12 protein-coding genes are annotated in these 13,967 nt (G+C 49.9%); 6 read left to right on the forward strand and 6 right to left on the reverse strand.

Annotated elements, in window-relative coordinates; genetic code table 11:
* Positions 1-14: 14 nt before the first annotated feature.
* Both rdgB and hemW read left to right on the forward strand, forming a co-directional pair.
* Positions 15-608: an RdgB/HAM1 family non-canonical purine NTP pyrophosphatase gene (gene rdgB / locus ACKPVM_RS06760; protein ID WP_409308011.1), complete on the forward strand. Its 594-nt coding sequence runs from the start codon at positions 15-17 to the stop codon at positions 606-608.
* Positions 601-1,740 (forward strand): radical SAM family heme chaperone HemW, encoded by a 1,140-nt coding sequence (gene hemW / locus ACKPVM_RS06765; protein ID WP_409308012.1) that lies wholly within the window; start codon positions 601-603, stop codon positions 1,738-1,740. Before rdgB ends, hemW begins: the two co-directional genes overlap by 8 nt.
* A gap of 102 nt (positions 1,741-1,842) precedes the next feature.
* On the opposite strand, the gene ACKPVM_RS06770 is transcribed toward hemW, so the two are convergent.
* The 3 genes from ACKPVM_RS06770 to aas are packed head-to-tail and all read right to left on the reverse strand — an operon-like array spanning position 1,843 to position 5,748.
* Complete coding sequence (locus ACKPVM_RS06770; RefSeq protein WP_409308014.1) at positions 1,843-2,304, reverse strand: GNAT family N-acetyltransferase; 462 nt, start codon at positions 2,302-2,304, stop codon at positions 1,843-1,845.
* Positions 2,305-2,332: 28 nt separating this feature from the next.
* Entirely contained in the window at positions 2,333-3,544 is a 1,212-nt protein-coding gene (gene lplT / locus ACKPVM_RS06775) for a lysophospholipid transporter LplT (RefSeq protein WP_409308016.1), read from the reverse strand.
* Positions 3,541-5,748, reverse strand: coding sequence for a bifunctional acyl-ACP--phospholipid O-acyltransferase/long-chain-fatty-acid--ACP ligase (aas, locus tag ACKPVM_RS06780; RefSeq protein WP_409308018.1), 2,208 nt, complete (start codon positions 5,746-5,748; stop codon positions 3,541-3,543). Before aas ends, lplT begins: the two co-directional genes overlap by 4 nt.
* A gap of 1,093 nt (positions 5,749-6,841) precedes the next feature.
* Here aas and ACKPVM_RS06785 point away from each other — a divergent pair.
* Complete coding sequence (locus tag ACKPVM_RS06785; RefSeq protein ID WP_409308020.1) at positions 6,842-8,494, forward strand: methyl-accepting chemotaxis protein; 1,653 nt, start codon at positions 6,842-6,844, stop codon at positions 8,492-8,494.
* Positions 8,495-8,592: 98 nt separating this feature from the next.
* Here the strand turns inward: ACKPVM_RS06785 and ACKPVM_RS06790 are convergent, their stop codons facing one another.
* Positions 8,593-9,066 (reverse strand): GNAT family N-acetyltransferase, encoded by a 474-nt coding sequence (locus tag ACKPVM_RS06790; protein ID WP_409308022.1) that lies wholly within the window; start codon positions 9,064-9,066, stop codon positions 8,593-8,595.
* Between the two features lie 88 nt (positions 9,067-9,154).
* The gene (gene lysA, locus ACKPVM_RS06795; protein ID WP_409308024.1) at positions 9,155-10,417 is read right to left on the reverse strand and encodes a diaminopimelate decarboxylase; all 1,263 of its coding nucleotides are present in this window, start codon (positions 10,415-10,417) and stop codon (positions 9,155-9,157) included.
* 131 nt (positions 10,418-10,548) lie between these two features.
* On the opposite strand from lysA, the gene ACKPVM_RS06800 reads away from it, so the two are divergent.
* Positions 10,549-11,472, forward strand: a complete 924-nt coding sequence (locus ACKPVM_RS06800; RefSeq protein WP_409308026.1) for a LysR family transcriptional regulator — start codon at positions 10,549-10,551, stop codon at positions 11,470-11,472.
* Between the two features lie 41 nt (positions 11,473-11,513).
* On the opposite strand, the gene ACKPVM_RS06805 is transcribed toward ACKPVM_RS06800, so the two are convergent.
* Positions 11,514-11,852: a DMT family transporter gene (locus tag ACKPVM_RS06805; RefSeq protein WP_409308028.1), complete on the reverse strand. Its 339-nt coding sequence runs from the start codon at positions 11,850-11,852 to the stop codon at positions 11,514-11,516.
* Between the two features lie 320 nt (positions 11,853-12,172).
* Between ACKPVM_RS06805 and ACKPVM_RS06810 the strand changes: the two genes are divergently transcribed.
* Both ACKPVM_RS06810 and ACKPVM_RS06815 read left to right on the forward strand, forming a co-directional pair.
* Complete coding sequence (locus ACKPVM_RS06810) at positions 12,173-13,246, forward strand: zinc-binding dehydrogenase (RefSeq protein WP_409308029.1); 1,074 nt, start codon at positions 12,173-12,175, stop codon at positions 13,244-13,246.
* 47 nt (positions 13,247-13,293) lie between these two features.
* Positions 13,294-13,956 (forward strand): beta/alpha barrel domain-containing protein, encoded by a 663-nt coding sequence (locus tag ACKPVM_RS06815; protein ID WP_409308243.1) that lies wholly within the window; start codon positions 13,294-13,296, stop codon positions 13,954-13,956.
* Positions 13,957-13,967: the final 11 nt, after the last annotated feature.

Raw genomic sequence — 13,967 nt, forward strand, 5'->3', positions numbered from 1 at the left:
CGCAGGAAAACAAGATGCAACAAGTGGTTTTGGCGACCGGTAATCCCGGTAAGGTACGCGAGCTTGCCAGTTTACTGGCTGACTTCGGTCTGGATATCGTGGCTCAAACGGAACTAGGGGTGGATTCCGCCGAAGAAACCGGTCTGACATTTATCGAGAATGCCATCCTGAAAGCACGCCACGCCTCGCAGATAGCGGGCTTACCCGCCATTGCCGATGACTCCGGTCTGGCGGTGGATGCATTGGGCGGTGCGCCAGGCATTTACTCCGCGCGTTATGCAGGGGTTGACGCCAGCGACCAGCAAAATCTGGATAAGCTATTGGACACGCTGAAAGCGGTACCTGATGCCCAGCGCGGTGCCAGTTTCCATTGTGTGCTGGTTTATTTGCGTCATGCCAACGACCCGACCCCACTGGTATGCCACGGTAGTTGGAAAGGCGTATTGAAACATGCACCGACTGGCTCAGGCGGTTTTGGCTACGATCCGATCTTCTTTGTACCGGCACTGGGTAAAACGGCCGCCGAACTCACCCGTGAAGAAAAAAACGCACAATCCCATCGAGGTCAGGCAATGCGTTTGCTACTGGATGCCTTGCGTAATGCTTAAGCTACCACCGCTCAGCCTGTATATTCATATTCCCTGGTGTGTACAGAAGTGCCCCTATTGCGATTTCAATTCACACGCATTGAAAGGCGATGTACCACACCAGGAGTACGTTGAGCATCTGTTGGCCGACCTTGATGCCGATCTGCCACTGACGAGTAACCGACCGCTACATTCCATCTTTATCGGTGGCGGTACGCCAAGCCTGCTAAGCGCAGAGGCTATGCAATTTTTGTTAGACGGTGTGCGTGAGCGCCTGTCGCTGATGCCAAATGCCGAGATTACCATGGAAGCGAATCCGGGGACGGTAGAAGCCGATCGTTTCAGCGGCTATCAGCGTGCTGGCATCAACCGGATTTCTATTGGCGTACAAAGTTTCGACGCCCAAAAGCTGAGCCGTTTAGGCCGGATTCATGGCCCTGAAGAAGCAAAACGTGCGGCAAATCTGGCTGCCGGACTAGGATTACGCAGTTTTAACCTTGATTTGATGCATGGTCTGCCTGACCAATTGCTAGACGATGCGTTGAACGATCTACGTCAGGCCATTGCGCTCAATCCCCCACACTTATCCTGGTATCAGTTAACAATTGAACCCAACACATTGTTCAGTTCACGTCCCCCCACGCTACCAGACGATGATGCGCTGTGGGACATCTATGAGCGGGGTCATCAATTGCTGAGCGCCGCAGGCTACCAGCAATATGAAACCTCCGCTTATGCCAAACCGGGTTATCAATGTCAGCATAATCTCAACTACTGGCGATTTGGAGACTATCTGGGGATCGGTTGCGGTGCGCATGGCAAACTCACCTTCAACGACGGACGCATTCTGCGCACGGTGAAAGTTCGTCATCCACGTGGCTATATGCAAGGCACCTACCGGGATAAACAATACAACGTGGCCGATGAAGAGCGTCCTTTTGAATTTTTCATGAACCGCTTCCGTCTGCTAGAAGCCGCGCCACGCGCAGATTTCACTGCTTATACGGGTCTGGACGAACATCTTATCCGCGCCCAACTCGATCAGGCGCTGGAGAAAAATTACCTGATTGAAACCGACACTGACTGGCAAATTACCGAACAGGGAAAGCTATTCCTGAATTCGCTGCTGGAACTATTTTTACCGGAAGAATAAGGGTAATGCGCGTCAACGCACCCTATAGAACCGGGCGTCCGCGCGCCCGGCACCTTCCAGCAACTGACTCAATCCGTTGTTAACATCAAAAAAGGCGACAGCCTATGATGAAGCGTTGGACAACATATTAATATGCGGAATGCCATCCTCATCATAAACATCACTCACGGGCATAAACCCAAAGCCGGCATAAAACGCTTGCAGGTGAGCCTGAGCAGCAAGAAAAAGCGGTTTTTGCGGCCAATGGCGGGCACAGGCAAACAATGCATGCTCCATCAATTGATGGCCAAGACGTTGCCCTCTGGCATGGGGCGCGACAATAACGCGCCCAATCGTCACCGCCTGATTACCCGAATTCGGGGCCAGTAGACGGGCATAGGCAGCCAGCTTTCCGTTATCATACGCAGCGATATGTCGGTTTCCGGCCGCTAAATCACGGCCGTCTGTATCCAGGTACAGGCAGGTTTGTTCAACAACAAACACCTGATTACGCAATGCCAGAATGTCATGTAATGAATAGACATTCAGATCCTCGACACTCCAGTCATGCCATATCAGATTCATACCCATCCTTTCACTCAACATCCTATCCTCACACGCTTTTACGCCGCTTTGCCAAAATCAACCACGTCCACAACATTGCAATCGCCAGCGCAAATAATACGCCGAAGCCAATGCCAATGGTCATCACTGATACCCCTAATTTTACGACCAGAGAGTAGAGACCCAGCATCACCAGCATTGCCGTATTTTCGCCCAAATTCTGTACCGCTATGGCATTACCGGCCCCGACGCTCACTTTGCCCCGTTCCTGCAACAGCGCGTTCAGCGGCACAATAAAGAATCCCCCTAACGCCCCGAGCAACATGAGTAAACCATAGGCGCTAATCAGGTTAGTCTGAAGGGTGAAAATCACGACGACCACGCCAATCAGTACGCCGGCAGGCAGACAACGCTGCACGGTTTTCAACGTAATTATCTTGGCCGCTACCCCTGCGCCTACCACGATCCCCACAGCAACCATTGCGTTTAACAGGGTTGGCGTTGCGTTATCGGTAATACCCAGCGCCAGCGGCACCCACAGCACCAACAGAAAACGTAGCGTGACGCCCGCCCCCCAGAACAAGCTCGTACCAAGCAGCGAGAAACGCGTTTCGCCGTCCTGCCACAGTACCCGACAGGCAGAGAAGAAGCTGGTCGTCATCCGCGCCGGATGCCAAGGTTGTCCCGGACGAGCGGCCTTGAGATGCGGGATCAACAGGTTGGCCCCTAGTGCGATCCCATAAGCAACCGCACAAATCGCCAGCGCAGCGTTCACGTTCCAATCCGCTAAGACTCCGCCGGCAACCGACCCAGTCAGGATCGCCGCGATTGTGGACGCTTCCATCAAGCCATTCGCCTTCACCAACTGATCGCCACGGGTAATTTCCCCTAAAATGCCATACTTGGCTGGAGAATAGGCGGCGGCTCCCACGCCAACCAGCGTGTAGCCCAGGAACGGATTGCCGCCAACAAAAATCAGCAGCGCGCCCGACAGCTTCAAGCCATTGGCGAACATCATCACCCGCCCTTTCGCAAAGCTATCTGCCACTTGCCCCACGAACGGTGCCAGAATGATATAGGCCGCGACGAACCCCATCTGCAAAAACGGCTGGCTCCAGTCTGGATATACAAGCTGTTTGATCAACGCCAGCGTGGCAAACAACAACGCATTGTCACCGAAAGCGGAAAAGAACTGCGCAATAATGACCGCACTCATACTGCGCGACAATAACGGCGGCGTCGCCCCCGGTATATGGCTCATGATAGCTGCTCCGTGCTCGATGACTCAGAAACAGATTGTTCTGAAACAGATCGTTCTGAAACAGACTGTTCCGCCATCTGACGCAGCGTGACAAAGTCGGTTTTGCCACTGCCGAGCAACGGCAATGCTTTCACATAGCGAACATCACGCGGCACCGCCAGTTCAGGCACACCACTGCTTCGTGCTTGCGCCAGTAATTTATCGCGAGTCAGGGTATGATCCGTCGTGAACAACACCAACGCTTCCCCCTTACTGCTATCGCTTTTCGCGCTGGCGGCATGCTGCGCATCAGGTGAGATCCTGAGCGCCAATTGCTCAACGCTTTCCAGTGAGACCATTTCACCGGCCAGCTTGGCAAAGCGTTTCACACGCCCGACAATGGTACAGAAGCCTTCATCATCCAACTCGACGATATCGCCAGTATCATACCAACCCATTTGTAACTCGCCCTGCGCGTTCTCCGCCGCAGGCGCTTCCAGCACACCGGGGTTTTCGACACGCAAGTAGCCTTTCATGATATTCGGCCCACGCAGTTGCAAACGGCCACCGCGCTCAATCCCCGGTACGGTAATCAGGCGAGATTCCATCTCCGGCAACAAACGTCCCACGGTATGCAGTTTTGTCGCCATGGGCACGTTAATCGCAACAACAGGCGCACATTCGGTTACGCCATACCCTTCCAGAATGCGAATACCGAATTTATCCTGCCATATCTGGCGAATAGGTTCAGACAGTTTCTCCGCACCGGCCACTACATAACGTAAACGGGCAAAATCATAAGGATGAGCAAAACGCGCATAGTTCCCCAGGAAGGTAGACGTACCAAACAGCACGGTACAGTTCTGGTCATACACCACTTCCGGCACGATACGATAGTGCAACGGGCTGGGATAGAGGAAAACGCGGGAACCGGTTATCAGCGGCGTCAGCAACCCGGCAGTCAGGCCAAAGGCATGGAATAGCGGCAATGCAGACATAAAACGGTCAAGCGGGGTAAAATCCGCCACCGTTCGGATCTGTTCAACGTTAGCTAACAGACTCTTATGTGAATGTACCACGCCTTTCGGGTTCCCTTCCGACCCCGACGTAAACAACACAATCGCGGCATCATCTGGCTTTTGCGGCAACATCGCTTTGGCAGGAAAAAGTAGATGGAACAGCACCCACAGCTTATCGGCTAGCGTCACCGTATCTTTTAAATCTTCCAGATAAACCCAATTGGCTTCACTCACCTGTTTGGGCAGGTCGGTCAACTTACCTTTTTCCAAAAACTGACGCGACGTCACGATCGTTTTGATGGTCGAGGCTGTCATCGCGCTCCGAATGCCTTTCGCGCCAGCGGTATAATTCAGCATCGCCGGAACGCGATTACGCAGCGTTGCGCCCAGAATGGCGGCAACGGTGACAGTGGCATTAGGCAATAATATGCCGACATACTCATCGGCCTGCGTGAAGCGTTGCAAAATACGCGATACACCCAATGATTTTTTCAGCAACGTCTGATAGCTGTCTTCGTTAAATGAAATATCCGTAACACAAGGCGAACCACGGCCATAACGCTGCTGCGCTGTCAGAAATGCCTGATATAACGTTTGCTGTGGGCGCGTCGCCATACGCGCATCCATCATAATTTGATGCAAATGCTCGCCCGCTAAAATACGGCGTTCTCTCGCGCTATTAGCCTCAGGCATTGGCAATGTCGTTGGTGGCAGGTAGCTAATGGTGATTTGCGGGAACCAATGACGCTTAAAAACACCTTTTAAGCGACTAAACGTCGATAGCTCCGCGCCGTCAATCCGCACAGGGATCAACGTGGCACCCGATTTTGCTGCCACGAACGCCGCGCCGCTGTATATTTTCATCATCGAACCCGTCACCGTAATTCGACCTTCTGGGAAAACCACGACGGGTTGCCCGCGCTCAATGACCTTAATCAGTCCTTTGATCGCTAAAGGTTTGGTTGGGTCCAGCGGGACAAAATCAATGTAAGGTTTCAGCCAGCGCATAAACCAGCGCTCTGAAATCGAAGAATAGACGGCAAAGACGGGCTTTATCGGCAGGAATAGCGCCAGTAATACGCCATCAAGAAAAGATACGTGGTTAGGCGTAATTAACAGTTTTGATTGCTGAAAATTGCTGCTGTCGCCCTCGATCCGGATGCGGTACAGACGGCGGAACACCCAACGTAACAGGGTATAAATCATGTCTTCTCCAATCGACAGATGAACGGTATGACCTGCTTAACAAAACAGATCCATTGGCCCTAAAAGCACCCGGCGCGTTTTTCAACGTCGCTAACGGCGGCCAAGAGTGGCAGGCTGAAATCGCCCGTCATAAAAAATACGCGGTATTAAAATACCTTAGCGACCCGCTCATCGCCAGAGCAACAGAAAACAATAGGACTTTTTCCTCTCAGAACAACGAGGACTCCAACGCCACTCACTGAAAAGCGGGGATGATATGGACAGATTCGAGATGCGGCATGTTGCGCGTATGACATCAGGAGGTGACGGCAACAGGACCTTGGAGATCTCAGTGAGACCGCTTTCTTAAGATAGCCATTAACAGTAGGTATTTAGAAACAATAGGTATTCAGAAACAATAGGCATTCGGAAACGACAGGCAAAAAAAAACCTACGCATCCGCGTAGGTTGGTGTAATCAAATGGTTCAATGTACAGAGCACATCGATATATCACCAATCAATACCTCTGGGATCTGATACTCTAGAGAGCACGCAGTGAATAAACCAGCTCAGAATCGCAAGAGTTCTACTCTAAGTGAAACCAACTGTAAAATTCTGCCGTATCCTGTAAGAACACCATGTTTTCATTCTCCAAAAATAACGCACTCCGCGATAATGCCCTGAATCATTCGCACGGCAAAGCAACATATCGTCAATTGAAATAATGCATCACGAGAAGAAAACAAATATGTCACGCCCTTGTTGTATTTCTGAAACTTAAATTATTGGGTACATCAACCAACTCAAATCGATAATTTCGGGAGCGGAATATCACGCAACGTGACATATGACAGTATATTTTTTTCATCATAAATCATAAGTATTACTCATGAATCTTTTTATCTGATTTATAAGATTTTTCGATTACATAATAAGTAAAACAGAGGTTCATGCCCTAATTAAACATCCATTTTATATTTTCCTTTAATAACTCTTGAAATAGCCGCTAATTAAGCCGTTTATTCAGCGAATCTATAAGAAAACAAGGCGTAATATCGAACAGGTCTGTCAGGGGGCAGATTTTTACTCTCATTTAAAGGTCGATAAAAAATAATGAAGAATTACAAGATCGGTACTCGATTAGCCGCGGGATTTGGGTTACTTATCATTTTTTCTCTGGTGATGCTAACAAGCGGTATTTATCAACTAAACCAGGTCTCTCATAGTACAGAACAAATGATGCAGGAACCCCTTCGTAAAGAACGTTTAGCATCGGATTGGCATGCGGCACTGGTCGCCGGTGTGCAACGTAGCATGGCGGTTGCACGCAGTAACGATGATTCTCTGGCACAATTGTTTGCTGCGGCAAACGCGGCGGCCAGCAAAGAAAGCAGTAAACGACAGGAACAATTTGCCAGCCTGATTTCGACGCCGGAAGAAAAAGCCTTATTCGATAAGGTTGGTGAATATCGTCAGATTTATATTAAACAACGCGATGCCATCGTCGCTGCAAAATCATCAGGTCAGTTTGATAAAGCAATCGAGTTATTCGAAAAAGAATTCATACCGGCGTCAGATGGCTACCTGAAAAGTGTTGAAGCACTGAGTGACCACCAGCGCGCCAGCATTGATCAGATGGGCGAAAACATTAATCAGAGTGCCAGTCAGGGCTACCTGTTCCTCGGTATTATGGGGTTGTTAAGCGCCGTTGTAGGTGCACTGATCGCCTGGGTGCTGACACGCAGCATCGTGCATCCTTTGGAGCGCGCCGTCCAGGCTACACAGGCTGTCGCCGCTGGCGATCTCACACATGCCGTACAGCCGGAAGGGCGTGACGAAGCGGCGCAGTTACTTCACGCCTTGCAGGATATGACCGTTCGTTTGCGTAATATCGTCGGGGAAGTGCGTCAAGGTTCGGAATCTATCGCTGGCGCATCGTCACAGCTTGCCGCTGGTAATATCGACCTTTCCAGCCGTACCGAAGAACAGGCCAGCGCTCTGCAAGAAACGGCAGCCTCCATTGAGCAACTGAGTTCAACCGTGCGGCAGAACGCCGATAATGCTCGACAGGCCAATCAACTCGCCCAGTCAACTACCAAACAGGCTCAGTCAGGTGGGCAATTGGTGATAGAAGTGGTCGAAACCATGGGCGCGATCGACTCATCATCTAAAAAGATCGTGGATATCATTGGTGTCATTGACAGTATTGCCTTCCAGACCAACATCCTGGCGCTGAATGCGGCAGTCGAAGCCGCGCGGGCGGGCGAACAAGGCCGTGGTTTTGCCGTGGTTGCCAGCGAAGTACGGAGCCTGGCACAGCGCAGCGCCTCTGCCGCCAAAGAGATTAAGGAATTGATCGACCATTCCGTTCAGACCGTCGAAGCAGGTAACCGTCTGGTGGAACAAGCTGGCGTTTCCATACAAGAGATCGTCAGCGGCGTACGTCGGGTCAGCGATCTGGTGGGCGAAATCAGCTCAGCCAGCAACGAACAAACCATGGGCATCGAACAGGTAAACGTTGCGGTCAATCAGATGGAAGCGACTACTCAGCAGAACGCCTCGTTGGTGAATGAAGCGTCTGCGGCAACACAATCGCTGCAACAACAGGCGGCACAGTTAGCACAGACGGTAAGCATCTTCCAGATAGGGCATCACGAGGCTTTATCCAACAGACCGACGCCAGCGCCGTTAGCGTTAAAACCCGCGCTGGCTGCGCCTCGTGGGGAAAAAGCGTCAACGAATGAAGGGGATTGGACATCATTCTGAATACAATTTCAGAACGTCAGATCAAGAAGCAGCGGCGATAGCCCTGCTTCTTATTCGAGCATCTCGCCAAAGCACGTTACGTCCAACATGGCGATGTATTATTCATCGCGACTCATGGACGATAATGTCTGGTGATAAAGTCGCACCGTTTTATCAGGATAATCCAGCCCATCCCCAATATATTGCCAACCGAATTTTTCGTAATAACCGCGAAACGTGGCGTACAGATACAAATCTTTAAACCCGGCGCATCGACTATAATCCAACACGTGTCGCTGCAATTGTTGACCCACCCCAGTCGATCGCTGGCTTTCATCAACATAAAGCGCGGCTAACCAGGGTGTTAAATCCTGACGGCTGATTAAATCACAGCGCCATAGTCCAACGGTTCCCACCAACCGCGACGCGTCAAGGGCGATAAACGTCACTGGCAACGCGGGAGGGTTAAGGCTATGGCGTACAATGCTGGCAAAAAATTCTCGGCTATTATCGCTGCCAAATGCCTGCCATAGCCAATCAATCACCTGTTCCTGGTACTGCGGATATTCCGCCAGACAGACTACCTTAGCCATTATCCCTCTCGCTTTTCCTGAAACGCGACGATTAAAAACACGAATCACCAAGCCGCGACGGTATAACGCACCCGGCAGAACCATTCACTTAAATCGACTCCAGCGCCACAAGTTCTTCCCATGTTTGCCGACGGCGGATCAAACGAGGTTCACCTTTCTCAAACAACACTTCAGGCAGCAGCGGTCGACTATTGTAATTGGAGGACATTGATGCTCCGTAGGCCCCGGTATCGTGGAATACCAGATAGTCACCCACTTGCGCGTCTGGCAGCGCAATGGTTTCAATACCCCCCCCCGCCTGCTGGGTAAATACGTCACCGGATTCACACAGCGGCCCCGCAATCACGCTGTCACGCAGCGCTGACTGCGACACGTCACGCAGATCGCCAGGCAATAGAGAAATATGGTGATAGCTGCCATACATCGCCGGACGCATCAGATCGTTAAACCCGGCATCTACCAGCACAAAGTGGCGATTCCCCATTGATTTTACAGCACGGACCTCAGCAACCAGCACGCCGGATTCCGCCACCAGAAAACGCCCCGGTTCAATTTCCAACGTCACCGGATGCCCCAAATGGGCTGCTATCTTCTCACGAGCCGCATTCCACAAACCGTAATAGTGTTTGGTATCAATCGATTCTTCACCTTCACGATAGGGTATAGACAGGCCACCACCGGCAGAAATGGCCTGAATATCCTGCCCCAACGCGATCACCTGCTGAACCATCGCGTCACACACTTGTTCCAGGTGGCCATAGTCCACGCCTGAACCTATGTGCATGTGAATGCCTACCAGCTGTAGTTGGTAACGCTGGATATGTGCCAATGCCATCGGCAGATCGCCATACCAGATGCCGTGCTTACTGTTTTCTCCACCGGTATTGGTTTTCTGGCTATGACCATGACCAAAACCCGGATTGACACGCAACCAAACCGGATGACCCGGTGACTGACGCCCCAACTGTTCTAACATATCCACTGAACCGGCATTGACGGGGATACCCAATTCAGCGACCCGCTGTAACGTTGGACGATCGAGCAAGTCGGCCGTGAACACGATCTCATGCACATCCGTACCGGGGACAAACCCGGCAACCAGGGCACGTTCGATTTCCCCCAGCGACACCGAGTCCACTTTTACGCCTTGCTCGCGCATTAAACGTAGGATATGTGTGTTGGAACAGGCCTTCTGCGCAAAACGAATGGTATCGAACTGGCGTAATTGCGTAATACGCTCGAGGATAATCTGCGCATCATAAGCCCAGACCGGGCAACCAAAACGGGTAGGAAGTTCACGCAGGCTTTGTGCATTCAATGCGTGGGTCATGTCGTTCAGATCGTGTGGCATCGCGTTATTACCCAATTCTCACTATAGGATGAGATGCCACTATAAAAACGACCTAAATAGTAAACAAATATCGTTTTAAGCAGAGTCTATTCATTTATGATATGGATTAAGGCATTTTATTAGGGGGCGATATGGCAGCAATATCTTTACGACACATTGAGATTTTTCATGCGGTCATGACGACCGGCAATGTAACCGAAGCCGCAACGCTGCTAAATACATCACAGCCGACCGTTAGTCGCGAGCTGGCGCGGTTTGAAAAGCTGATTCAAATGACTCTGTTCGAGCGAGTACGTGGTCGGCTTTATCCTACGGCTCAAGGGCTACAGCTGTTTGAGGAAGTGCAGCGTTCTTATTACGGGCTGGACAGAATCATCAACGCCGCCAGCGATATTCGTCGTTTCCAGCAGGCACAACTTTCCATCGCATGCCTGCCGGTATTCTCACAATCATTGCTGCCAGAAGTATGTAAGTCGCTGCTGGCACGTTATCCACAACTGAGCCTACATATCATTCCACAGGAATCCCCCCTGCTGGAAGAATGGCTATCGGCCCAGCGGCATGATTTGGGGCTGACAGAAAACAACATCACACCAGCGGGTACAGAACGACACACGCTGATGCAATTAAACGAAGTTTGCGTATTGCCCACCGGACATCCACTCACGACAAAAACCGTGCTTACTCCAGCAGATTTTACCGATGAGCCGTTTATCAGTTTGTCTAGCGCTGACAGCTATCGCCAGTTGTTGGATAAACGGTTTGAGGAAGAACGAGTACAACGGCGTATGGTGTTGGAAACACACAGTGCAGCATCGGTCTGCACGATGGTGCGCGCGGGTGTCGGCGTTTCCATTGTCAACCCGCTGACGGCATTGGACTATGCAACATCCGGTGGTATTGCAGTAAGACCATTTAGCATTGATGTACCTTTTACCGTCAGCCTGATTCGCCCGTTGCATCGCCCGGCTTCCGCGCTAGTGGACATTGTTGCAGAACAACTCAGTCAATATGCCGCAGAAATTCCCGCACGTTTACAACAAATTTTACAATAATCAGGGGATGGCGACGTTCCCCGTCCCCCTCTTCGAACGATTCAGTGACCAACCGTGTTAGAAAAGAGGTTCACGACAACGACACCACCAATAATCATGCCCATGCCAATAAGCGCAGGGACATCGAGTTTTTGCCCATACACCACCCAACTTACTGCGCCGATCAATACAATTCCCACACCGGACCATATTGCATAAATAATCCCCGTCGGCATTGAACGCATGGTTACCGATAAGCACCAAAAGGATATGGCATAACCAACACAGGTGATGATGCTCGGCATAAGACGAGTGAAGCTATCTGACGCCTTCAGCGCGGTTGTTGCAATCACTTCCATCACTATCGCTATAGATAAAAATAACACGCTAACGCTATTCATTAATCCTCCTTTTTTGGGGAGGATAGCATTACCACAGCGATTCAGTGAATGCCTCTTGTCGTGCTCCACACGCCGCTTATCGTCAGCATTTCCTAACCATTCTTTCCCTCAACACATTCTTAATGTCGTCTAAAAAACACTAATAAATTGATAATAAAAGATATTTATAAAAATCAGGTTTCACCGCGACTTCAATATGTGATCAAGTCTGCGAAATAAAAATTAAAATATCCAATTCAAAGATTTTATGTTGATTTCAAATGTTCGGTGTAGAACTATTAGGCTCAATGAATGACAAGTGACCATTGAGGAGCGTTTTTATGAAAGCACTAGCACGATTCGGCAAACCGTTTGGCGGCTATAAAATGATCGATGTTCCCGAACCCGTATGCGGGCCTGATGATGTGGTTGTGGAGATCAAAGCGGCGGCGATCTGCGGAGCAGATATGAAGCATTATAAGGTCGATAACGGCTCCGAAGAGCTAAACTCAATCCGGGGGCATGAATTCGCAGGTAAGATTGTCAAAGTGGGTCAAAACGTTAAAGACTGGAAAATCGGCCAGCGTGTCGTCTCTGATAATAGCGGCCACGTATGTGGTGTATGCCCAGCCTGTGAGCAGGGTGATTTTCTGTGTTGTACAGAAAAAGTAAATCTGGGCTTGGACAACAATACCTGGGGTGGCGGTTTTTCAAAATATTGCCTCGTTCCAGGTGAAATTCTCAAAATTCATCGCCATGCGCTGTGGGAAATTCCTGCCAATGTTCAATATGAAGAGGCAGCGGTGCTCGATCCCATTTGCAATGCTTACAAATCCATTGCACAGCAATCAAAATTCCTTCCTGGTCAAGATGTTGTGGTTATCGGTACTGGCCCGTTGGGCTTATTCTCCGTACAAATGGCCCGGATTATGGGCGCAGTCAATATTGTTGTCGTTGGACTGGAAGAGGATGTTAGCGTCCGTTTTGGCGTAGCAAAAGCGCTGGGGGCGACAGCGGCGGTCAATGCTTCTCGTGAAGATGTGGTTGCACGTTGCCAGGAAATTTGTGGGAAAGACAACCTCGGGTTGGTGATCGAATGTTCTGGTGCAAATATTGCCCTGAAACAATCCATCGAAATGCTCCGTCCTAATGGAGAGGTCGTTCGGGTCGGCATGGGATTTAAACCACTGGATTTCTCCATCAACGATATTACCGCCTGGAATAAAAGCATTATTGGTCATATGGCATATGACTCTACGTCCTGGCGCAATGCACTGCGATTGCTGGAAAGTGGAGCCATTCAGGTTCAGCCCATGATTACACACCGTATTGGGCTGTCTGAGTGGGAAAAAGGGTTTGAAGCGATGGCAAATAAAACGGCAATTAAAGTCATTATGCATTATGACTACGATTAGCAAATCCGGGGGATATCGTGAAAAGAAAACTCTTATTAGCGCCCTCAATGGGATGCTGCCATCTTTTTAAAATGGAAAAAGAAATCTGTTTTATCGATCAGCATGCTGACTTTCTGCATATGGATATTAAAGATGGCAACTATGTCAAAACCTTTGGCATAGGACCGGATTTTCTGAATGCCATTAAACATGTTGTCACTAAACCCATGGATGCGCACCTGATGGTCGCGCACCCACAAGATTTTATTGAAGCGTGTGTCGATGCCGGAGCAACTTATATTACCCCGCATACAGATTGCATTGAAAAAGATGCATTTATCACTATCAATAAAATTAAGCGTCTGGGATGTAAAGCCGGGATAGCATTAAACCCGGCCGCACCACTTGAAAGTATTAAATATTATCTTCCTCTGTTAGATAAAGTCACCATTATGGTTGTTGATGCTGGTTACCCTGGGCAAAAACCGATTATTCAGATGTATGAAAAAATCAGAACCCTAGTGCAATGGCGAAAAGATATGGCGTTAGATTTCATTATTGAAGCCGATGGTTCTATGTGCCGGGAAATATATGGTCCACTATACCATGCAGGTGCAGACATGGTGGTATTAGGACCACCTGCATTATGGAACCTACATGAAGATATCGAAGTGGCATGGAATATGATGGAAAAAGAAGTTGAAGCGGGAATAAAAGAATATAACAACTAACAATTCATTAT

The organism is Pectobacterium hainanensis (assembly GCF_046237015.1).
Lineage (GTDB): Bacteria > Pseudomonadota > Gammaproteobacteria > Enterobacterales > Enterobacteriaceae > JBJYIN01.

Coding starts and splice junctions, on each gene's coding strand:
- rdgB (WP_409308011.1), top strand. CDS start 15: ATGCAACAAGTGGTTTTGGCGACCGGTAATCCCGGTAAGGTACGCGAG.
- hemW (WP_409308012.1), top strand. CDS start 601: ATGCTTAAGCTACCACCGCTCAGCCTGTATATTCATATTCCCTGGTGT.
- ACKPVM_RS06770 (WP_409308014.1), bottom strand. CDS start 2,304: ATGAATCTGATATGGCATGACTGGAGTGTCGAGGATCTGAATGTCTAT.
- lplT (WP_409308016.1), bottom strand. CDS start 3,544: ATGAGCCATATACCGGGGGCGACGCCGCCGTTATTGTCGCGCAGTATG.
- aas (WP_409308018.1), bottom strand. CDS start 5,748: ATGATTTATACCCTGTTACGTTGGGTGTTCCGCCGTCTGTACCGCATC.
- ACKPVM_RS06785 (WP_409308020.1), top strand. CDS start 6,842: ATGAAGAATTACAAGATCGGTACTCGATTAGCCGCGGGATTTGGGTTA.
- ACKPVM_RS06790 (WP_409308022.1), bottom strand. CDS start 9,066: ATGGCTAAGGTAGTCTGTCTGGCGGAATATCCGCAGTACCAGGAACAG.
- lysA (WP_409308024.1), bottom strand. CDS start 10,417: ATGCCACACGATCTGAACGACATGACCCACGCATTGAATGCACAAAGC.
- ACKPVM_RS06800 (WP_409308026.1), top strand. CDS start 10,549: ATGGCAGCAATATCTTTACGACACATTGAGATTTTTCATGCGGTCATG.
- ACKPVM_RS06805 (WP_409308028.1), bottom strand. CDS start 11,852: ATGAATAGCGTTAGCGTGTTATTTTTATCTATAGCGATAGTGATGGAA.
- ACKPVM_RS06810 (WP_409308029.1), top strand. CDS start 12,173: ATGAAAGCACTAGCACGATTCGGCAAACCGTTTGGCGGCTATAAAATG.
- ACKPVM_RS06815 (WP_409308243.1), top strand. CDS start 13,294: ATGGGATGCTGCCATCTTTTTAAAATGGAAAAAGAAATCTGTTTTATC.